We start from the raw sequence: 20,603 nt of genomic DNA on the forward strand, positions 1-20,603 counted from the left end.
TTGACCGTGGAAGTCCGAAAAACGGATCAGGGACGCCAGACCCAGGTAATTCCCCGACCTTCGACTTCGATGCGAATTTCTTCCATCGCTTGGTCGACCAGTTCCGGCGAACCTTCGACGCCGAGTTCGAGATGCTTGCGCTCCTTGCCGACGAGCGAGGGCAGCGAGAACAGGCGCAGCGTCGGGTAGTCCTTGACGATGCGCTCCATGAGGTCGAGCAGCGCGCTTTCGTAGGCCGTCGGGCCGGTCAGCAGGAAAGCCTTTTCGACCGTGCCATCGACCGCCTTGAACTGATCCCGATAGAAAGTATCGAGCGCCCATTCGATCATCGGGTGCGCCATTTGCGGGAAACCTGGCACGAAGTAATGATCGTTGGCCATGAAGCCGGGGATGCGGTTGAACGGGTTGGGAATTATCTGCACGCCGGCCGGGAAAGTGACCAATTGACGACGCTGGTCGGTGATTTCTTCGCCAGCGAAACGGGCTTTCAATTCCTCGAAACCTTCGGGATGCAGCGCCAGATCGACGCCGAGCGCCGCCGCCACCGCTTGCCGCGTGTGGTCGTCGGGCGTGTTACCGATGCCACCGCAGGAAAACACCACGTCGCCGGCCGCCATCGTGCGCTTGAAGGTGGCGGCGAGGCGTTCCCGGTCGTCACCAAGATATTCGACCCAGCTCAGGCGCAGGCCTCGCGCGCCGAGCAACTCGGCTATTTTTGCGAAGTGCTTGTCCTGCCGCTTGCCCGACAAAATCTCGTCGCCGATGACGACGGCGCCAAAGGTGCGACTCATTGTCTTTCTCCCTCGATGGTAACGACGGCGCCGTGACGCGACCGGCGCAGCGCTTCCAGCCCGTAATGAACAAATGACAGCGCGGCCAGCGCCGGCACCAGCAGGCCAACGAGCGGAATGTGGGCGAGCAGCGCCATGGTCAGGCCGAGCATGAACAGCGGCGTTTTCTGGCCGGAGCGGACTTCCTGCCACTCACCGACTGTAGCGTGCATCGACAGGGCGTCGTAGGCGAAAGTCCGGCGATTCAGCCAGCCCATCAACAGTAGCGGCACGAGCAGCGAGAAACCAGGAATCAGCCACAGCGGAATTGTGATCAGCCAGCCGACAATGAACAAAATCGAGGCCAGAACGCTGTTGACCGCCGCCGCGACAAAACTGTCCTTGCCCATCGCCGCGACATCGCGATATTCGGTTTCCGACAGGTGCTTGAGCATCAGCGGCATGATGACAATGGCCGCCAGCAGCGAGGCCGTCAGGTAGGCGACGGCGAAGATCGCCATCCAGCCGCCGAGGTAAGCCAGGATGTGCGCCACCCAGACCAGGCCCCAGCCGACGAGCAGGGTCATCGGCGGGTAGTCCATCATCTGCTGCACCATCCAGCCCAGCCCCCAGACGGCGAGCGCGACGGTCAGCAACAGAGAGAATAGCGCCGGGGTCAGGACATAGAGCCAGACCTTGCCGCTTTTGAGGTTGGCGAAGGTTCGCGCCAAGGCCAGCATGACGTCACCCATTCTTGATTCCTTCCCATTGTTTTTGCAGCCGTTTGGAGGAAACCGGCACCGGCGTCCGCAACTCCTGCGCGTAGAGGCCGACGCGCAATTCCTCAAGCAGCCAGCGGAACTGTTCGACCTGCGGGTCGAGTGTGCCGAGCTTGGCCAGTTGTATGGCGCGGCGTTCGTAGTTGGTCCATAGCGGCGTGTATTCGACCATCAGTTGGGCATCACGCCCCGGGTTGGCCTTGAGCTTGTCGAGGCGGACGACGACGGCCTTGAAGTAGCGCGGGTAATGTTGCAGGCGCTCGAAGGGCGTATCGATCAGGAAGTTCCTGCCCATCAGGCGCTTGAGTTGCGCCTCGATGTCGGCGACCGCCGCGGCATGCGCCTTGAAGGCCGGCAGCTTCTTGACCACGGCCTGCCATTCGGTGAGCACCGTACCGACCAGCCGACAAACCTCCTGCATGATCAGCCCGAGCCGTGCCTTGCTGTCGCCGCAACGGCTCTTGAAGGCATTCGGCGTCGTCGGCAGCGGCTCGGTCAGGCAGGCGCGCTCGAAGGTCAGGGCGACGATCTGGTTCTTGAGGTCGTCGGCGCTGCCCAGCGCCATGTACTGCATGGCCATCTGGCTCAGGCCGGGAATGTTCTTGTCGAAATACTTCACCTGATCGCGGAACTGCAGCATGAACAGGCGAAGCAGACCCGCCCGATGGGCGGCGGCGGCCTCTTCGGCGGAATCGAATACCTTGAGGCTGACGCTCTCGCCATCGTCGGTCAGGCCAGGGTAGCCGAGCACGGTCTGGCCGGCGACCGGAACTTCCATGAGCTCCGGCAACTCGCCGAAAGTCCAGTCGGAGAGGTTGGTGAATTCGGACGGCGTTTCGTGCAGTTCGGCGAATTCATCCTTGGCTTGCTTGCCCCACTCTGCACGCAGGGCTACGAGGCTGCGGTTCATGTCGAGCTGGCGACCGTGTTCGTCGATGAGCTTGTAGTTCATCGAGAAATGCAAAGGCAGCGCATCGGGCCGGAAGGCATCCGGCGTCACGGCCCAGCCGCGGGCATTGAGGCCGCGCGCTTCGAGGATGTGGTCGATCAGCGGCGTGATCAGGCCCTGATTCATCTTCTTTTCGTTGCCTGCCACGGTCGACATGAATTCTTCGACAAATTCCGGCACCGGCACCACTTTCGCCCGGATCTTTTGCGGCAGCGTCTTGATGAGCTGGACGAGCTTTTCCTTGAGCAGCCCGGGCACCAGCCATTCCATGCGGAGCACGGGAATCTGGTTGAGCTGGGCCAGCGGCAAGGTCAGCGTCACGCCATCGCGCGGCGAACCGGGCTCGAAGTGGTAGCTCAGCGGGTAATCGATGCCGCCCACCTTGATGTGATGCGGAAAAGCCTCGGTCGTCACGCCGGCCGCCGAGTGACGCATGAGGTCATCTTTCGACAGGTAGAGCAGCTTCGGCGTCTCGCGCTCGGCTTCCTTGCGCCAGTGGTCGAAGGTGGCGCCGTTGTGGATGCCTTCGGGAATGATCGAGTCGTAGAAGGCGAAAATCAGCTCGTCATCGACCAGCACGTCCTGCCGGCGCTGTTTGTGTTCGAGGTGCTCGATCTCGCGGATCAGCTTCTGGTTGTGCTGGAAGAAGGGCCAGCGCTTGGCGAAAGCCTCGTCGATTTCCTCGCTGACCAGGCCCTGGCGGATGAAGATTTCGCGCGATTCGGCCGGGGCCATCGGGCCGTAATGGATGCGCCGTTTCGGGTTGATGACCACGCCGTAGAGCGTCGTCCGCTCCCAGCCCGAAACCTGCATCATCTTCTTTTCCCAATGGGCGTCGAAGTACTGGCGCTTGACAAGGTGAGCGCCCACTTTCTCCAGCCAGTCCGGTTCGATGCGGGCGACGCAGCGGCCGAAGAGGCGCGTCGTCTCGGTGATCTCGGCGGCCATGATCCACTTGCCGGCCTTCTTTTGCAGCGGCGACGAGGGGTGGATGAGGTAGCGAATGCCACGCGCGCCGAGGTAGAAACCGGACTCGTCGGCCTTGCAGCCGAGGTTGCCGAGCAGGCCGGCGAGGAGCGCCTGGTGGATGGCGTCGTAGGTGCCGGGCAGTTCGCTTTCCTTCCAGCCGAGCTCAGCCACCATCGCATGCAACTGCCCATGCACCTCGCGCCATTCCCGCATGCGCAAATAGGACAGAAAATGGGCATGGCAGGTATCGATCAGCTGCTTGTTCGATTTCTTGTGCTCGACGGCGTTCTGGAACCAGTTCCAGAGCTTCCACCAACCGAGGAATTCCGACTTCTCGTCGGCGAACAGCTTGTGTTTTTCGTCGGCCGCATGCTGGCGGTCCTGCGGCCGTTCGCGCGGGTCTTGCGCCGACAGGCCAGCGGCGATGACCATGACTTCCTTGAGGCAACCGAGATCGCGCGCCGCGACGAGCATGCGGCCGATGCGCGGGTCGAGCGGCAGTTTGGCCAGCGAGGCGCCAATCGGCGTCAGCACATTGTCGTCGTCCAGTGCGCCGAGTTCCTGCAACAGCGCGTAGCCGTCGGCGATGGCCTTGGCCGGCGGCGGCTCGATGAACGGGAAGCTCTCGACGTCGGTCAGACGCAGCGACTTCATGCGCAGGATAACGCCGGCCAGCGATGACCGAAGGATTTCCGGATCGGTGAAGGGCGGCCGGGCGTTGAAATCCAGCTCATCGTACAAACGAATGCAGACGCCCGCCGCCACCCGGCCGCATCGCCCGGCCCGCTGCCGCGCCGCCGCCTGCGAGACCTTTTCGATCTGCAACTGTTCGACCTTGTTGCGGTAGGAATAGCGCTTGACGCGGGCCAGCCCGGTGTCGATGACGTAGCGGATGCCCGGCACGGTGAGCGAGGTTTCAGCCACATTGGTGGCCAGCACGATGCGCCGCTGGCCGCCGGAAGGCTTGAAGATGCGATCCTGATCGCCGGCCGACAGGCGCGAGAAAAGCGGCAGGATTTCCGGAGCATGGGCGCTCGACAAACCGGGGCGAGCCAGCGCGTGCTTGCGCAGGGCTTCGGCCGCCTCGCGGATTTCCCGTTCGCCGGGCAGAAAGACGAGGATGTCGCCGCTGCCCAGCCGCGCCACTTCGTCGGCCGCATCGACGATGGCGTCGTAGAGATCGCGCTCGTCGTCCTTTTTTTCCAGATCCTCGACCGGCCGGTAACGCACCTCGACCGGGTAGAGCCGGCCGGAGACTTCGATAATCGGCGCTTTTTTCCCGTTGACCGTGAAATGCGTCGAGAACCGGTCGGCGTCGATGGTCGCCGAGGTGATGATGACCTTGAGGTCCGGCCGCTTGACCAGCAACTGCTTGAGGTAGCCGAGCAGGAAATCGATGTTGAGGCTGCGCTCGTGCGCCTCGTCGATGATGATCGCCTCGTAGGCGTTGAGGTAGGGGTCAGACTGCGACTCGGCGAGCAGGATGCCGTCGGTCATCAGCTTGACCCAGCTTTCCGGGGACGACCGGTCCTGGAAGCGGATCTTGACACCAATGCCAGCGCCGACCTGCGTCTTCAATTCCTGAGCCAGCCGCGTCGCGACCGAACGGGCGGCCAGCCGGCGCGGCTGGGTGTGACCGATCAGTCCACGGGCGCCAAGGCCCAGATCGAGACAAATCTTCGGCAACTGCGTCGTCTTGCCCGAACCGGTTTCACCGCAGACGATGACGACCTGATTTTTCTCGATCAACTCAGCAATGTCGGCCCGCCGCTCATTGACCGGCAGATCGCTCTGAAACTCCGGTTTCGGCAGTCGGGCCCGGCGTTCGGCCACGGCCGCGCGCGAACGCTCAAGCAGCGCGGCCAGATCGGCTTGCAGTTTTTCGCGCTTATTTCCGGTTGACCGTAACAATTCGCGCTGCATGCCGCGCAGGCGCTTCAGGTCGCTGCTCAGGCAAAGGTTTTCAGCGAGTTCGGCAGCGCGGGCGGGTTTCTCTTGTTTCATTCATCGGTACAGCAAAGCGGGGCACTGATTTTACCGCGCCAATTCGATGCGCCACCGCCAGCCCACCCGATTGCCACGGTCAACCGGAAATTTTGGCCAATTTTGAAATGTCTGAACTACGCTTCGTCGCCCCCAAAAAAGCAAAACGCCGCCCCGCAGGACGGCGTCTGGCCGAGTACCTGGCGATTACTTCTTGGCGCCCATCCACTGGGCGTTCTTGCCGTCACTCGTCTTTTCGCAAGCAACCTTGACGCCGGAAATCGTAGCCACGGTACCAACGGCTTCAAACTTGCCGGAATCGCCGTTGTAGCACTGCGGGGCTGGCTTCGGCGCCGGGGCCGGGGCAGCAGCAGCGGCCGGGGCGGGCGCTGCGGCGGGCGGGGTAGACTGGGTGGCGCAAGCGGTCAAAGTAAGAGCAACGGCAGCAGCAACAAGCAGGGAACGCATGAGAATCTCCTGAAGGTGGTTAGGCGGTAATGTGGGCATTGTCTTACGCCAATGTTTCAGTTTCGTTTCACTTCCACCAACACTGCCCTGCCCACTCCCGGTTTATACTTTCCGCATATACCGTTTAGACATAACCATGGCAATCATCCGCTGCAACAAATGCACCCTGCTCGCCGAGCAGCCTGACAATCTCGCCGGACAAAGCATCGCCTGCCCCAAATGTGCCGCCCCGGCACCGGTGTATTCGACCCTGTTTTTCATCGAAAAACTGCTCGACAAATATTTCGATGCCCAGCGCGAGATCATTCGCCTGAAGTCGGCAGCAGAACCGGCCAAGGCAGTTGTCGCAGAGCCTGTACCGGCGGATACAGCGCCGCCCGATATCGATCTGGCCAACACCGATTTTCTGGCGACCGAACTACAGCACGGACCAATCTACGACTGGTTCCAGAAGAAACAGATCAAGGTTCAGGCCAATATGCGCGGCGTCGATACCAGCGGCTTTTTCGACGAAATAGCCGAAGCCATCGGCAGCAGTTACGAGGTCCTCAAGGAAGTACTCGAACGCATCCGCTGGTCGCAACAGAAAGAGCACGCTAGCACGACCATCCACCTCGAGAAGAAGTCGCCAGCCGAAGCCAAGGCCATTTCGGCCTTCTGCCAGCAGCTTTACGATTTTTCCTTCGTCGCCAAATGCTTCCACAACAAGCCGGAAAACAATGTCCGGCTGATCCTGCAGACAGCGCCGACCATCCGCAACTTTTTCAATGGCGAATGGCTGGAATGGCATGCGCTGATGACTTCCCTGCGCTACGCCAAGGAACGCCAACGCCGTTTTTCCTGCACGCGCGGATTGAATCTTTTGTTGAGCAACGGTGACCCTTACGAAATCGACGTTTTCCTGCTCATTGATGGCAAGCTGCCAATCTGCATCGAATGCAAGAGCGGCGAATTCCGTCAGAACATTGACCGCTACCTGGCGCTGCGCAAGCGCCTTGGTCTGGAAGCCAAACAATTTGTGATGTGCATTACCGGCCTCAGCGACGAAAACGCCAAGGCTTTTTCCGCCATGTATGACCTGACATTCGTCAATGAACGAGGTCTGGCTGGGCATCTTGGCCGGCTTTTCTAAACCACTCGACATCGAACCCTCCTGCGTTCGACGCACGAACCGGAACTGTTTTTGAAAGAAACAACCTAAGTCCAGTACCCGATTCGAAAATTCGGGCTAATGTCGGAACAATTTGGCCGCAGCTCCGGGCTGCACTGTTTTCTCGAAAGGAAACAAAGTCATGCCAACGATGGGTGAAGAAGCGGTCGACAGAATCCGCCGGGACCACGAACACATGCTGCTCCTGATTGATCGCATCCGATCCGAATGCACCGAGCGCGGCAAAATCGACAATTGCAACGATTGTGGGGCCAGCCGCAAGGGGGTCTGCCACGGCAACATCGAGCAACTGATCCGCTCGTTCGTCGAGACCACGCTCAAACACAATCTGATCGAATTGATGTTCATGGAAGATCGGGTACCGTCGGCGCATCGCCTTGCCCACAATCAGGCACATATGAACATTGCCCAGCAACTCAAGGCGATTCGTGTTGTGTTTTCAGAAGATGGGAATTGCGTACTGGCCATTGAAGGCATCGACCATATTCACCAGACCTTGCTCGATCACTTCAAGGATTACGACCAGCAACTCGAGGCATATCTCGTCGAGGCCGCCCTGGCGCCCCAGCCCTAGGCCAGCAACAAGACCGGCAATGTATTACGGAGAACGCTTCAACGCCTGGACCCACCTCCTCGGCGCCCTGCTCGCCCTGAGCGGGGCGATCTGGCTGATCGTCGCCGCCGCACTGAGCGGCGATGCCGTGAAAACCGCCAGCGTCGTTGTTTATGGCGTCACGCTGGTCATGCTCTACAGCATCTCGACCATTTATCACAGCGTACGAGGGCCATTCAAACGCATCCTGCGCAAACTCGACCATCTGTCGATCTACCTGCTCATCGCCGGCAGCTACACCCCGTTCTGCCTGATCAGCCTGCGCGGGCCGTGGGGCTGGTGGCTGTTCGGCATCGTCTGGACGCTGGCGGCAATCGGCATGCTGCAGGAAATCAAGCCGCGCTCCGAAGCGCGCGTCATGTCACTGGTCATCTATGCCGTCATGGGCTGGATCGTGCTGGTCGCCATCAAGCCGCTGCTGGCCAGCCTCGGGTTGGCCGGGTTCCTGTGGCTGGCGGGCGGTGGCGTGTTCTACACCGTCGGCATCATCTTCTTCGCCTTCGACGAGCGCTTCCGCCACTGGCACGGTATCTGGCACCTCTTCGTCATCGCCGGCAGCCTGATGCACTTCATCGCGATACTGTTCTACGTGGTCTGAGTCTGCCAAAATTTCATTGGCCTTTTGACCAATGGAATTCACCATGCGCCTGCGCCGCCACTGCCCATGCAGCAGGCGCCCCGACGTTGAGCGATGTCGCTTACGGCAGCGACCCCGATCAACGCTACGACCTCTACCGGCCGGCGACCAGCGACAAGGCACCGGCCATACTGATGGTTCACGGCGGCGGCTGGCGGCTTGGCGACAAGGACATGCGTCGCGTCGTCAACAACAAGGCCGACCGCTGGCTGCCGCGTGGCATCGCCTTCGTTTCGATCAATTACCGCATGCAGCCCAAGGCGCCGCCGCTCGAACAAGCGCGCGACGTGGCACGGGCGCTGGCCGACGTGCAGCGAAATTGGCAAAAACTGGGCGTTGACCGTAGCAATATCGTTTTGATGGGCCATTCGGCCGGCGCCCACCTGATCGCACTGCTCGCCGCCCGTCCGGAACTGCTGGCCGAGGCCGAAGCACAGGCAGTGCGGGGCTTCATCCTGCTCGACAGCGGGGCGCTTGATGTGCCGGCAATCATGAATACCAAGCATTTCCGCCTGTACGACCGGGCTTTTGGCAACAACCCGGCCGACTGGAGAGCCGCCTCACCGATTCATCATTTGCAGCAAGCAACGCCGCCTATCCTCGCTGTCTGCTCCAGTCGCCGCAACGACGCCTGTCCACAGGCGCGCGCTTTCGTCGCCCGGGCACGGCAAGCGGGGACTCAGGCCGAAGTCCTGCCACTGGACAAAACGCATGGTGAAATCAATAGCGAACTCGGCGAAGCGACGGAATACACCGCCGCCGTCGAAGGTTTTCTCAGCCGGCTATCGCCACAGTTGGCCGAACGCCTGCGCTAGCCTGGCGGCGGCCGTCACCTCTGGACGGGCACTCACTCAGGAACGGCGTTCCTGAGGGTTCCACGAAAACAGCGAACGCACCACGTTATTCAGGCGGGTAAAAGCCGGTTCGAGGGATACGTTGAGTGGTGCCGATCTCGTCTGCGGATTCCAGGCGAACAAGGGGCGGAGCGTTTCACCGAGCGCGCGAGCACCAGTCATGGCGCTCTCTGTCGCCAGTTTGAGCAGCAGCGCCGAACGCTCAGCGAACAGTCCGTGCAGACGGCGGATTTCCGCGGCGCGAAGTTCGCGTGCTTGACGTTCAATGGTCGGGATGTCGATGTGGGTCATGATTTACTCCTTTTTTGCTGCAACGCAACATTGCACAAATTGAAGTCTAATTGCTACCAATTCGAATAACAATAAGGCTTGTTGGCAAAACATTTGTGAATTTTCATCCATAATAAAACCATGGATCGCGCCGCCGAGATGACCGCTTTTGTTCGCACCGTGGAAACCGGCGGATTCTCTGCGGCGGCCCGGGAAATGGGGCTGACCCCGTCGGCGCTGTCCAAACTGGTCAACCGCCTCGAAGACCGTCTCGGCGCCCGCCTGCTCACCCGGACTACCCGCCGCCTGCAACTGACCGTCGAGGGCGAGGCTTTCTTCAACCGGGCGCGACCAATCCTGACGGCAATGGACGAAGCCGAGGCCGAAGTGGCCGAAGCCGGCACCCATCCGCGCGGCCTGCTGCGCCTGCATTGCGGCTCGGCCTTCGGCATGCATCAGCTGACACCGGCGATCCCGCGCTTTCTCGAAAAGCATCGTGACATCGAACTCGAAGTCACCATCAACGACGTCCCTCCCGCCCCGGCCGATGACCATTTCGACCTGACCATCCGCATCGGCACACTCGAAGACTCCTCCAGCGTGGCGCGCCGCATCTGCAACCTCGAACGCGTCATCTGCGCCGCCCCGAGCTACCTCGAACGCTTCGGCACCCCGCGCACCCCGGACGAGTTGCAGCAGCACAACTGCTTGTGGATCACCACCCTGCCCGCCTTGCGCCGCTGGCCCTTCGACACCGACGACGGCATTCGGGTCGTCCATATCGGCGGCAACGTCGTCGCCAATAATGCCGAAACCGTACTGCAACTGGCCGTTGCCGGCGTCGGCATCACCCGCCTGACCGATGTCATCGTCGGCCAGGCCATCCGCCGCGGCGCCCTGGTCCCGATTCTCGCTGACTGGCACCACGTCGAGCCTGTTCCGCTCTTCGTCACCTACCCCAGCGGCCGCCACCTGGCGCCAAAGGTCCGGGTCATGGTCGACTTTCTGGTCGAAGAATTCGGGCGCGCGCCCTGGCGGGTGTAGGCGGCAAACAGAAGCGGTTCGCTTCAGCTTATGTGTAACGAACGGCCGGGTATCCCAATCCCACGGTCTACCGGGAAAAACACCGAATTTTCAAATGGTCAGCTCCCATCACTTTTCATCCAGTTGATCCGAATGGACTATTGCCAACCCGAGCAACTGAAACCAATATTCACCATGAATAGAAAATGAATCAAATAGCATTTTCAAAATTGGAGAACCCCATGAAATTACGCAAAACCGCAGTTCTAGCTGCCATTCTCGCTGCCGGCATCAGCGGCCAGGCATTGGCCGTTCAAGCCGCACCAACTCCAGTTGCCGCTTTTGAATGGGAGATGCTGGGTCTGGGCAGCAACGATACGATCGGCACAGCTCAAGACCTCGGCACGGTAGGCCTTGGTGACAACATCAACGTTTTCGGCGCGCGCCTGTCCTCCGTTCCAGGAGGAACCTCGGTTGACTACTTCAAGTTCGTCACCTCTCAGGTTTTGGATCTGTCTTTCGCCGTCAATGCCCCCTATGGCATCTCCGAAACGAATGACCCCATCGTTGGACTGTTTGGCAGTAACGGCGTCAAAATCTCCGAAGACGACGACAGCAATGCCGGCTACGACTCACTGTTGACAGCCCAAGGCCTGGCAGCCGGCACCTATTACGTGGCAATTTCCGGTTTTTCCAATTTCGATTTCACCGGCAACGGCGGTAACAGCAACTGGTATTACAACCTCAACATAACAACCGGCACCCCGAGTGTTGTTTTGTCTGCGCCTGTCCCGGAACCCGAGTCCTACGCCATGTTCCTGGCCGGTCTGGGCATCATCGGCGCTGTTGCGCGTCGCCGCCAAGCCGTCTGATCTGGCCTCTCGCGCAGGAAAAAGCCCCTCGGCTTGCCGAAGGGCTTTTTTACGTCCGCTATATCCGCAAACACCGGTCAGACCAGCCATGGTAGCTGATCGCAATCAGGACCAGATACGCGTCGCGCCGACCGTCAGCAAGCCAAGATAGGTCGCCGTCAGCGAACCGGCCAGATGCACCGAGGCCAGGCCGATGGCCCAGGCTGGCTGGCCGGCCAGCAGACGTTCGACGACTTCGGCCGAGAAGGTCGAAAACGTGGTCAGTCCTCCGAGGAAGCCGGTAATCGCGAACAACTTCCAGGCCAGCGGGAAATGGGTGTTGAGATGGAAGATGCCGACGGCCACGCCTACCAGGTAGCCGCCAAGCACATTGGCCGCCAACGTGCCGAGCGGCACCGCAAGGAATAGCGGGTTCAAGCCCAGCCCGAGCAACCAGCGTGTCCAAGCCCCTAGCGCGGCACCGAAACCGACCGCCAGAAAGTTCACAAAACTGAAATTGTGCAGCATGCCCATGGGCTCGCATTGTAGCCGTTTGCCATCTCCTTGCCCTAGTCTGGACAACAATACCTATCGGCACTACCCTGTTTCAACGAGACAAAACAATATTGAGCCGAAATCCCGAATTTCGCTCTGACAAGGGAGGATGATATGGGGCTATTCAATTTCCGTAGTTTGAAGGGAAGGCTGACCCTTTCAGTGCTTGTTGCCCTGATCAGCCTGATCGCCCTAGGGGCCTTCGAGATCATCCACCTGCGCGGCCAGTTGCTGGCCGACCGCAAGACTACCCTGCAGGCCGCTGTGGATATCGCCATGACCACCGTCAAGGAATTCCAGGCCAAGGAAAGCCGGGGCGAACTGAGTCGGGATGAAGCCCAGAGACAGGCCAAGGATGTTTTGCGCAGCATGCGCTACCAGGGCACCGAATACTTCTATACCTACGACAGCAAGGGCATGGGCGTCATGCATCCGGTACGCCCGGAATATGTCGGCAAGCCCCACTGGGACCGCCAGGACAAATCCGGCGCTTACACCATCCGCAACATGATCGGCGTGGCGCTCGATAAAAGCGGTTTTGTCGAAACCCAGACACCCCGCCCCGGCAGCGATGTACAGGTACCGAAGTTGCACTTTCTGCTGCATTTTGAACCGTGGGACTGGGTCATCGGCACCGGTCTCTACGTCGATGATCTCGACACCCTCTTCTATGCCCAGGTCCGCAATGCCGCCATCGTCATTGGTCTGATCCTGCTGATTGTCGGCGCCGTTGCCTGGTCGATGGCGCGCTCCATTCTAGCCCAGATCGGAGGCGAACCCGCCCTGGCGCTCACCGCCATGGGTCAGGTGGCCGCCGGCGACTTGACGGTATCCCTCGGCGAGGCCCGACGCGACAGCCTGCTCGGCGAACTGGGCAATCTTGTTCAGTCGCTGCGCACCATGATGAGTGAAATCGCCCAGGGCGCCAGCCAGGTCGCCAACTCGGCCCGGCAAATTGCCGACACCTCGGCCGAGGTCGCCCAGGCCGCCGAATCGGAAACCGAGGCGACTCAGGCCATGGCCGCCGCCATGGAAGAGCTCACTGTCTCGATCACCCATGTCTCCGAAAACGCCGACGAAACCGAACGCTACGCCAGCACGGCGGCCGACCTTGCCAAGCAGGGCGAACAGAGCGTCGAAACTGTTGCCAATAACATCTCGACAATGGCCGGCACTGTTTCCGACGCGGCCGAAAAAGTACGCATGCTGTCGACCAACACCCAGGAAGTCGCCCGGATTGCCTCGGTCATCAAGGACATCGCCGGCCAGACCAATCTGCTCGCGCTCAACGCGGCCATCGAAGCGGCACGCGCTGGCGAACAGGGCCGCGGCTTCGCCGTGGTCGCCGATGAAGTACGCGTTCTCGCCGAGCGGACGGAAAAAGCCACGGTGGAGATATCGGGCGTCGTCGAACGCATCCAGAACGAGACCGTGAATACCGCCAAGGTGATGGACGCTGCGCTGCCTGAAGCAGAGAAGGCGCGCTCGACAGCCAGTCAGACCACCGAGCTGCTCCATCGCATCGCCGAAGGTTCGCGCTCAGCCCAGGGTCTGGTCCGCGACGTCGCCGCCTCGACCCGGGAACAGAGCGAGGCGAGCACGGCGCTGGCCCAACAGGTCGAACGCATTGCCAACCAGGTTGAACACACCGGGCAAAGCATGAACATCACGGCCACCGCCGCCCAGTCCCTGCTCAATACCGCCCAATCGCTCAAAGCGGCAACGGAACGCTTCCGGATTTAAGACGCGGCGCCCCGGGATGCCGAACACGGCATCCCGGGGCGATTTGTCGCTGAGAGAAGGCCTCTGCCGGTTAAAATAGCGCGATCCAAACCAGAGGTTTTACCGTGAGCAGCCCAGTCAAGCCAGAAGTCGCCCCCGCCGCCAATTTCATCAAGAACATCGTCGAAGCCGACCTCGCCGCAGGCAAGCACGCCCAGCGCCACTGGGCCGGCCATCCCGGCACTGCCGCCGATCACGCTGCGGCCCCGCTCGACCCGGCCAAACTGCGCACCCGCTTCCCGCCTGAGCCAAACGGCTACCTGCATTTCGGCCACGCCAAGTCCATCCTGCTCAATTTTGGCCTCGCCCAGCAATACGGCGGCCGCTGCCACCTGCGTTTCGACGACACCAACCCGGAGAAGGAAGACCAGGAGTACGTCGATTCGATCATCGACGCCGTCAAATGGCTCGGCTGCTCGTGGGAGAAGGACGGCGAAACCAATCTCTACTACGCCTCGAACTATTTCGACTGGATGCTGCAGTGCGCCGAAGCACTGATCAGCGCCGGCCACGCCTACATCGATAGCCAATCGGCCGACGAAATGCGCGCCAATCGCGGCACGCTGACCCAGCCCGGCAAGAATTCCCCCTTCCGCGACCGCTCCGTCGCCGAGAACATGGATCTGTTCAAGCGCATGCAGGCCGGCGAGTTCGCCGATGGCGCCCACATCCTGCGTGCCAAAATCGACATGGCGGCGCCCAACATCAACCTGCGCGACCCGGCAATTTACCGCATCCGCCACGCCACGCACCACAACACCGGCGACAAGTACTGCGTGTACCCGATGTACACCTTCGCCCACCCGATCGAGGATGCGCTGGAAAACATCACCCACTCGATCTGCACCCTCGAATTCGAAGATCAGCGTCCGTTCTACGACTGGCTGCTGGAGCGTCTGGCCGAAGCCGGCCTGCTCCAGCGCCCGCTGCCGCAACAGATCGAATTCTCGCGCCTCAACCTGACTTACGTGGTTCTGAGCAAACGCAAGCTGATCCAGCTCGTCGATGAAAAGCACGTCAGCGGCTGGGACGATCCGCGCATGCCAACCCTCGTCGGCGCCCGTCGTCGCGGCTATTCGGCCGACGGCTTCCGCCTGTTCATGGAGCGCGTTGGCGTTACCAAGAACGACTCGCTGATCGACTACGTGCTGTTCGAAGACGCCATGCGCGAGGTCATGAACGAGTCCGACCAGCGCCGCATCGCCGTGCTCGACCCGGTCAAGCTGATCATCGACAACTACCCGGAAGGCCAGGTCGAGGAATGCCACGCGCCGAATCACCCGTTGCACCCGGAACTCGGTCACCGCACCGTACCTTTCAGCCGCGAACTGTGGATCGAAGGCGAGGACTTCATGGAAGTCCCGAGCAAGGGCTTCCGCCGCCTGTTCCCCGGCAACATGGCCCGTCTTCGCTACGGCTACGTGGTCGAATGTACCGGCTGCGACAAGGACGAGAACGGCAAGGTCATCGCCGTACATTGCAATTACCTGCCCGAAACCAAATCCGGCACGCCGGGCGCCGACAGCGTCAAGGTCAAGGGCAACCTGCACTGGGTTTCCGCCGCCCAATCCTACGCCGCCGAAATCCGCCTCTATGAGCGTCTGTTCAAGGTGCCAGCCCCCGGCGCCCGGCGCGAAGGTGATGCACCCGACTTGGAGCGCGATTTCCTCGACGACATGAACACCGATTCCGCCCGGACCATCACCGCGCAGCTCGAAGCCAGCCTGAAGGGCGCCAAACCGGAAGAGCGCTTCCAGTTCGAACGCCACGGCTACTTCGTCGCCGACCGTGTGGACTCGAAGCCGGGTGCCCCGGTCTTCAACCGGGCCGTCACGCTCAAGGATTCGTGGGGCAAGGCGAGCTGATGAACCCGGCCATGGTCGATGACGTTCTCGCCTTCTGGTTCGGCGCGCCGGACGCCGCCGACTACGGCCAGGCCCGTGCCGCCTGGTTTCGCAAGGACGATGCGTTCGACGCCCAGATTCGCGCCCGTTTTCTAGCCGAGGTCGAAGCCGCCATCGCCGGCCAACGAGGCGATTGGGCGGCCAGTCCGCCAGGCGCGCTGGCGCTATTCATCCTGCTCGACCAATTCCCGCGCAATCTTTTCCGCAACACGGCTCGCGCCTTTGCCGGTGATGCCGCCGCCCTGGCGCTGGCCGGGCGCGTTGTCGAACAGGGCTGGGATCGCCAGCTGCTGCCGGTCCAGCGCGTCTTCGTCTACCTGCCCTTCGAGCACAGCGAGTCGCTGGCCGACCAGGAACGCTCCATCGCCCTGTTCACAGCCCTCGCCAACGAACATCCCGAAGCAGCCTCCTATCTCGATTACGCCCATCGCCACCGGGACGTGATCGTCCGCTTCGGGCGTTTCCCGCACCGCAACGCCGCTTTGGGCCGGACCTCGAGCGCCGCCGAAACGGACTACCTGGCCCAGCCGGGCAGCGGCTTCTGATCACTGTGGCAGCGCGCGACGTCGAACAACTCGGCCAGGTTTTCACGCCGCCCAATGTGGTGGCCTTCATGCTCGACCTGTGCACGAACAAGGGGCGAACGCTGGAGCCCTCAGCCGGTGACGGGGCCTTCTTTAACGAATTGAAAACACGCCAAGCCGATTGCGTCGGCATCGAGGTCGACCCACGCGTCGCCCCCGAAGGCGCGCTGGTTCGTGACTTTTTCGCCTACCCGCTCAGCGAGCAGTTCGACAGCATCATCGGCAATCCGCCCTACGTGCGTTTTCAGGATGTCACGGTCAACACGAAAAAACGCCTGAAATCGGAATTGTTCGACGCACGCAGCAACCTTTTCCTGTTCTTCATCGAAAAGTGCATCCGCCACCTGAAACCGGGCGGCGAGCTGGTTTTCATCGTGCCGCGCGAATTCATCAAACTGACCGCCGCCCGCAAGCTCAACCGCTGGCTGTTCGAGCAGGGCAGCATCACGCATTTCTATGAGACCGGCGACGTCCGCGTCTTTGGCGACCACACACCGAATTGCGCCATCTTCCGCTTCGAAAAAGGCCGCAAGGATCGCCGCATGGCCGATGGCCGCCGCTTCGTCGAGGCCGACGGCCAGCTCATGTTCCTGCGCGACGATCACAGCGTGCGCTTCGCCGACGTGTTTTCGGTCAAGGTCGGCGCCGTTTCCGGGGCCGACCACATCTACACGCACCCCAAGGGCAACATGGAATTCGTTTTCTCGAAGACCGTGGAAACCGGCGAAACGCGCCGCATGCTGTACGGCATCAAGCATCCGCATCTCGACAAGCACAAGGACGAACTGCTCGCCCGCCGCGTCAAAACCTTCGACGAGCGCAACTGGTGGCAATGGGGCCGCGCCTTCCCGGTCAGCGAGCTACCGCGCATTTACGTCAATGGCCGGACGCGCAAGCCGGAACCTTTCTTCCTGCACGACTGCCATAGCTTCGACGGCGCCATCCTCGCCCTGTTCCCGAAAAACACGCGCATCGCCCGCCGCGACCTTATCGAGTGCACGATGATGCTCAACAAGGAAGTCGACTGGCAGCAACTCGGCTTCGTCTGCGACGGCCGCTTCCTGTTCACCCAGCGCAGCCTGCAGAATTGCCTGCTGCCGGAAAAATTCTCCCGTTATTTACCGTCTGAAAAGCACAAGGACGTCGCATGACCTTCATCAAGCAATTGGCTGCCGCCTGGCAAAAGAACAACTCGCTGCTCTGCGTCGGCCTCGATCCCGATCCGGCCAAGTTCCCGGCCCACCTCAAAGGCCGCGATGACGCCATTTTTGAATTCTGCGCCGCCATCGTCGACGCCACGGCCGACCTCGTCTGCTCCTTCAAGCCCCAGATCGCCTACTTCGCCGCCCGCCGCGCCGAAGACCAGCTCGAAGCGCTGATCGCCCACATTCACGAAAAGCATCCCGGCATCCCGGTCATTCTCGATTCCAAGCGCGGCGACATCGGTTCGACCGCCGAGCAATACGCCGTCGAAGCCTTCGAGCGCTACAAGGCCGACGCCGTCACGGTCAATCCCTACATGGGCCGCGATTCGGTCGATCCCTACCTGGCCTACCCGGACAAGGGCGTCATCCTGCTTTGCCGGACCTCCAACCCGGGCGGCTCCGACCTGCAATTTCTCGATATCGGTGGTGAAAAACTGTATGAACGCGTCGCCCGTCTGGCCTCGCACGAATGGAACACCTCGGGCCAGATCAGCCTCGTCGTCGGCGCCACCTTCCCGGCTGAAATCGCCCGCGTCCGCGCCATCGTCGGCGACGTGCCGCTGCTCGTCCCGGGCATCGGCGCCCAGGGCGGTGACATCGAAGCCACCGTCAAGGCCGGCCGCACGGCCAATAGGACCGGCTTGATGATCAATTCGTCGCGTGCCATCCTCTACGCCGGCAAGGACGAACAGTTCGCCGCAGCCGCCCGCCAGGTGGCGCTCGAAACCCGCGACGCCATCAACCAGTACCGTTAAGGACAGCCATCATGCGCATGGACGACCAACGCGAAAGCGACAATCTGGAAGACCGCCGCGGCAGCGGTGGCGGCGGCGGTCTGAGCTTCGGCGGCGGCCGCATGGGTTTGGGCACCATCGCCATCGCGCTGGTCGCCAGCTACTTCCTCGGCATCAATCCGATGACCGTGCTCAACATGCTGAGCGGTGGCGACATGCCGGCCATCGAGCAAAGCGCCCCGGCCGCGCATCGCCCGCCGGCTGACGACCTGATGGCCAAATTCGTCTCCAAGGTGCTGGCTTCGACTGAAGACACCTGGAACGAAGTCTTCCGCGCCAACGGCCGCCAGTATCAGGAACCCAAGCTCGTGCTGTTCACCGGCGCCACGCCGACCGCCTGCGGCACCGGCCAGTCGGCCATGGGGCCGTTCTACTGCCCGGGTGACCAGAAGGTTTACATCGACCTCGCCTTCTACCGTGACCTCAAGGATCGCTTCAAGGCCCCCGGCGAATTCGCCCAGGCCTACGTCATCGCCCACGAAGTCGGCCATCACGTGCAGAATTTGCTCGGCATTGCCGACAAGGTGCACGAAGCCCGGCAGCGCGCCGGCAAGGCCGAAGCCAACGCCCTGTCCGTGCGCATGGAACTACAGGCCGACTGCCTGGCCGGCGTCTGGGGCAAGCGTACCGACACCATGAAAAACGTCCTCGAACCGGGCGACCTCGAAGCCGCGCTGACCGCCGCCTCGGCCATCGGCGACGACCGCCTGCAGCAGCAATCGCAGGGCCGCATCGTGCCGGAAAGTTTCACGCACGGCAGTTCTGACCAGCGCGTCCGCTGGTTCCGGAAGGGCTTTGAAACCGGCGACATGAACCAGTGCAACACCTTCAAGACCGACCGCCTGTAAGCCGGGCTGCCGCTTGACCGAGACGACTCCCGCCATAAAAGTGGCACCACGCTGGCGCCGCTGGGCGCTTGAAGCGCTCATTTTTGTCGCCCTGTTCGCCGCCTTCCAGGCCTGGCAGCTGCGCAACACCCCGCACGGCCCGGCGCCACAGTTTGTCGGGCAGCAGATCGATAGCCAAGCCTTTGACCTGACGATCTGGCGCCAGCAGCATCCCGGCCAGGCGCTATTGATCTACTTCTGGGCCGACTGGTGCGGCGTCTGCAAAGCCAACGCCGGCACCATCAGCAGCATCAACGCCGACTGGCCGCTCGTCACCATCGCCATGCAGTCCGGCCCCGCAGAAAAAGTCGCCGAAACCATGCGCCAGCGCGAATACGCCTGGCCGACCATCGCCGATCCAGCATCCGAAATTTTCCGGAAATATGGCTTCCAAGGCGTTCCAGCCTTCGTCATCGTCGGCTCCGACGGCAACATCAGCAGCACCTCGATCGGCTACACCAGCGAAATCGGATTGCGCCTGCGTTTATGGTGGGCCGGCCAGAGCCACACATGAAAATCACCCGCTTTGCCCTCGCCCTGCTGTTGAGCTATGCCGCCAGCGCTGTCGCCCTGCCCAAACATGCACCGGTCCCCGGCGGTGTTGCCGTCATCGATCTCGGCCCAGCCAGCCAGACAACCCCGACCGCCCGCTGGGGCGAACAGCCGATCGCCGTCGTCCGCGACAAAGGGCACTGGTTTGCCCTGTTCGGCATCCCGCTCGACACCCTGCCCGGCGATTTCGAAATTAGCGTTTTTTCCGGGTTGACCGTAGCAACCCGGCAAATCAGCGTCCACATCAGGAATTACCCGGAACAGCGCCTGACCATCAAGGACAAACGCAAGGTCGAACCCAATCCGGACGACCCGGCAAGAATCGAGCGCGAACAAAAAATCACCGAGGCCATCAAGCGCCATTTTTCCGGTCCGCCACCAGCCACTGATTTCGCCCTACCAGCCAAGGGGCCGCTCTCATCACGCTTCGGCCTGCGTCGTATTTTTAACGGCCTGCCGCGCAACCCGCACGCCGGCCTCGATGTCGCCGTTGGCACCGGGGCACCGGTCATCGCCCCGGCCGATGGCATCGTCGCCAATGTCGGCGATTATTTCTTCAACGGCAACACCGTTTTCCTCGACCACGGTCAGGGGCTTATCACCGCCTATATGCACCTTTCGCGCACCGATGTGCGTGCCGGCCAGACGGTCAAAAAGGGAGAGACGCTTGGCGCTGTCGGCGCCACCGGCCGGGTTACCGGCCCGCATCTGCACTGGGCGGTGATTCTCAACAACACCCCGGTCGATCCCGAACTATTCCTCTCCCGGCCGTAAACGCAAACAGGCGACCGAAGCCGCCTGCGCGCTGGCGAGAACCCCTTAAACCTTGGGCTTGGCCGGCGTACTCATCTGTTTTTCATCTTTCGCCTTGTCACCACACGCCAGGGCAGCAACGCTGGTGAGCGCGAACACGGTAGCCAGCAGAGCAGAAATCAATTTGTTCATCATGGGCTCCTTTAAAAAAATTGCAGAAGTTTGATCAATTTGGCCAGACATGGTTCAT

21 protein-coding genes are annotated in these 20,603 nt (G+C 61.5%); 14 read left to right on the forward strand and 7 right to left on the reverse strand.

All coding sequences use genetic code 11. The features are described 5' to 3' along the window. Positions 1-26 precede the first annotated feature (26 nt). From KI613_RS17130 to KI613_RS17145, 4 genes are all read right to left on the reverse strand, one after another. A complete protein-coding gene (locus tag KI613_RS17130) occupies positions 27-791 on the reverse strand; it encodes a competence/damage-inducible protein A (protein WP_226401582.1) in 765 nt (254 codons plus the stop codon). Beyond that, positions 788-1,522 carry an EI24 domain-containing protein gene (locus tag KI613_RS17135; RefSeq protein WP_226401584.1) on the reverse strand — a complete coding sequence of 245 codons (735 nt, stop codon included), beginning with the start codon at positions 1,520-1,522 and terminating at the stop codon, positions 788-790. Before KI613_RS17135 ends, KI613_RS17130 begins: the two co-directional genes overlap by 4 nt. Next, positions 1,515-5,471, reverse strand: a complete 3,957-nt coding sequence (gene hrpA, locus KI613_RS17140; RefSeq protein WP_226401586.1) for an ATP-dependent RNA helicase HrpA — start codon at positions 5,469-5,471, stop codon at positions 1,515-1,517. The genes KI613_RS17135 and hrpA overlap by 8 nt, the downstream gene beginning before the upstream one ends. Before the next feature lie 186 nt (positions 5,472-5,657). After that, entirely contained in the window at positions 5,658-5,918 is a 261-nt protein-coding gene (locus KI613_RS17145; protein WP_226401588.1) for a hypothetical protein, read from the reverse strand. A gap of 136 nt (positions 5,919-6,054) precedes the next feature. Here KI613_RS17145 and KI613_RS17150 point away from each other — a divergent pair, with 136 nt between their 5' ends. The 4 genes from KI613_RS17150 (at position 6,055) to KI613_RS17165 (ending at position 9,154) form a co-directional block, all read left to right on the forward strand. Beyond that, positions 6,055-7,050: a DUF1887 family protein gene (locus KI613_RS17150; RefSeq protein WP_226401590.1), complete on the forward strand. Its 996-nt coding sequence runs from the start codon at positions 6,055-6,057 to the stop codon at positions 7,048-7,050. Between the two features lie 160 nt (positions 7,051-7,210). Then, positions 7,211-7,663 (forward strand): hypothetical protein, encoded by a 453-nt coding sequence (locus KI613_RS17155; RefSeq protein WP_226401592.1) that lies wholly within the window; start codon positions 7,211-7,213, stop codon positions 7,661-7,663. Positions 7,664-7,682: 19 nt separating this feature from the next. Continuing rightward, complete coding sequence (gene trhA / locus KI613_RS17160; protein WP_226401594.1) at positions 7,683-8,300, forward strand: PAQR family membrane homeostasis protein TrhA; 618 nt, start codon at positions 7,683-7,685, stop codon at positions 8,298-8,300. Positions 8,301-8,386: 86 nt separating this feature from the next. After that, positions 8,387-9,154: an alpha/beta hydrolase gene (locus KI613_RS17165; protein ID WP_226401596.1), complete on the forward strand. Its 768-nt coding sequence runs from the start codon at positions 8,387-8,389 to the stop codon at positions 9,152-9,154. A gap of 36 nt (positions 9,155-9,190) precedes the next feature. On the opposite strand, the gene KI613_RS17170 is transcribed toward KI613_RS17165, so the two are convergent. Then, entirely contained in the window at positions 9,191-9,484 is a 294-nt protein-coding gene (locus tag KI613_RS17170) for a hypothetical protein (protein WP_226401598.1), read from the reverse strand. 120 nt (positions 9,485-9,604) lie between these two features. Here KI613_RS17170 and KI613_RS17175 point away from each other — a divergent pair, with 120 nt between their 5' ends. Both KI613_RS17175 and KI613_RS17180 read left to right on the forward strand, forming a co-directional pair. Next, on the forward strand, positions 9,605-10,507 hold the full coding sequence (locus KI613_RS17175; protein WP_226401600.1) for a LysR family transcriptional regulator: 903 nt from the start codon (positions 9,605-9,607) through the stop codon (positions 10,505-10,507). A 185-nt stretch (positions 10,508-10,692) separates the two neighbouring features. Continuing rightward, positions 10,693-11,358, forward strand: a complete 666-nt coding sequence (locus KI613_RS17180; protein ID WP_226401602.1) for an FxDxF family PEP-CTERM protein — start codon at positions 10,693-10,695, stop codon at positions 11,356-11,358. Between the two features lie 105 nt (positions 11,359-11,463). On the opposite strand, the gene crcB is transcribed toward KI613_RS17180, so the two are convergent. Beyond that, a complete protein-coding gene (gene crcB, locus KI613_RS17185; protein WP_226401604.1) occupies positions 11,464-11,871 on the reverse strand; it encodes a fluoride efflux transporter CrcB in 408 nt (135 codons plus the stop codon). A gap of 135 nt (positions 11,872-12,006) precedes the next feature. On the opposite strand from crcB, the gene KI613_RS17190 reads away from it, so the two are divergent. The 8 genes from KI613_RS17190 to KI613_RS17225 all read left to right on the forward strand — a co-directional run bounded on the left by KI613_RS17190 (position 12,007) and on the right by KI613_RS17225 (position 20,374). Then, positions 12,007-13,635, forward strand: coding sequence for a methyl-accepting chemotaxis protein (locus KI613_RS17190; RefSeq protein WP_226401606.1), 1,629 nt, complete (start codon positions 12,007-12,009; stop codon positions 13,633-13,635). Positions 13,636-13,739: 104 nt separating this feature from the next. Further along, positions 13,740-15,539 carry a glutamine--tRNA ligase/YqeY domain fusion protein gene (locus KI613_RS17195; protein WP_226401608.1) on the forward strand — a complete coding sequence of 600 codons (1,800 nt, stop codon included), beginning with the start codon at positions 13,740-13,742 and terminating at the stop codon, positions 15,537-15,539. After that, the gene (locus KI613_RS17200; protein WP_226401610.1) at positions 15,539-16,123 is read left to right on the forward strand and encodes a DUF924 family protein; all 585 of its coding nucleotides are present in this window, start codon (positions 15,539-15,541) and stop codon (positions 16,121-16,123) included. Before KI613_RS17195 ends, KI613_RS17200 begins: the two co-directional genes overlap by 1 nt. Then, positions 16,123-17,313 carry an Eco57I restriction-modification methylase domain-containing protein gene (locus tag KI613_RS17205; RefSeq protein ID WP_404827018.1) on the forward strand — a complete coding sequence of 397 codons (1,191 nt, stop codon included), beginning with the start codon at positions 16,123-16,125 and terminating at the stop codon, positions 17,311-17,313. Before KI613_RS17200 ends, KI613_RS17205 begins: the two co-directional genes overlap by 1 nt. Beyond that, positions 17,310-18,122: an orotidine-5'-phosphate decarboxylase gene (pyrF, locus tag KI613_RS17210; protein ID WP_226401612.1), complete on the forward strand. Its 813-nt coding sequence runs from the start codon at positions 17,310-17,312 to the stop codon at positions 18,120-18,122. Before KI613_RS17205 ends, pyrF begins: the two co-directional genes overlap by 4 nt. Positions 18,123-18,133: 11 nt before the next feature. Next, entirely contained in the window at positions 18,134-19,009 is an 876-nt protein-coding gene (ypfJ, locus tag KI613_RS17215; RefSeq protein WP_226401614.1) for a KPN_02809 family neutral zinc metallopeptidase, read from the forward strand. A 13-nt stretch (positions 19,010-19,022) separates the two neighbouring features. Continuing rightward, a complete protein-coding gene (locus KI613_RS17220; protein WP_226401616.1) occupies positions 19,023-19,562 on the forward strand; it encodes a protein disulfide oxidoreductase in 540 nt (179 codons plus the stop codon). After that, positions 19,559-20,374, forward strand: a complete 816-nt coding sequence (locus tag KI613_RS17225) for a peptidoglycan DD-metalloendopeptidase family protein (protein ID WP_226401618.1) — start codon at positions 19,559-19,561, stop codon at positions 20,372-20,374. Before KI613_RS17220 ends, KI613_RS17225 begins: the two co-directional genes overlap by 4 nt. Before the next feature lie 45 nt (positions 20,375-20,419). Here the strand turns inward: KI613_RS17225 and KI613_RS21250 are convergent, their stop codons facing one another. After that, entirely contained in the window at positions 20,420-20,545 is a 126-nt protein-coding gene (locus KI613_RS21250; protein WP_264181441.1) for a hypothetical protein, read from the reverse strand. Between the last annotated feature and the right edge of the window lie 58 nt (positions 20,546-20,603).

The organism is Ferribacterium limneticum, from assembly GCF_020510585.1.
GTDB lineage: Bacteria > Pseudomonadota > Gammaproteobacteria > Burkholderiales > Rhodocyclaceae > Azonexus.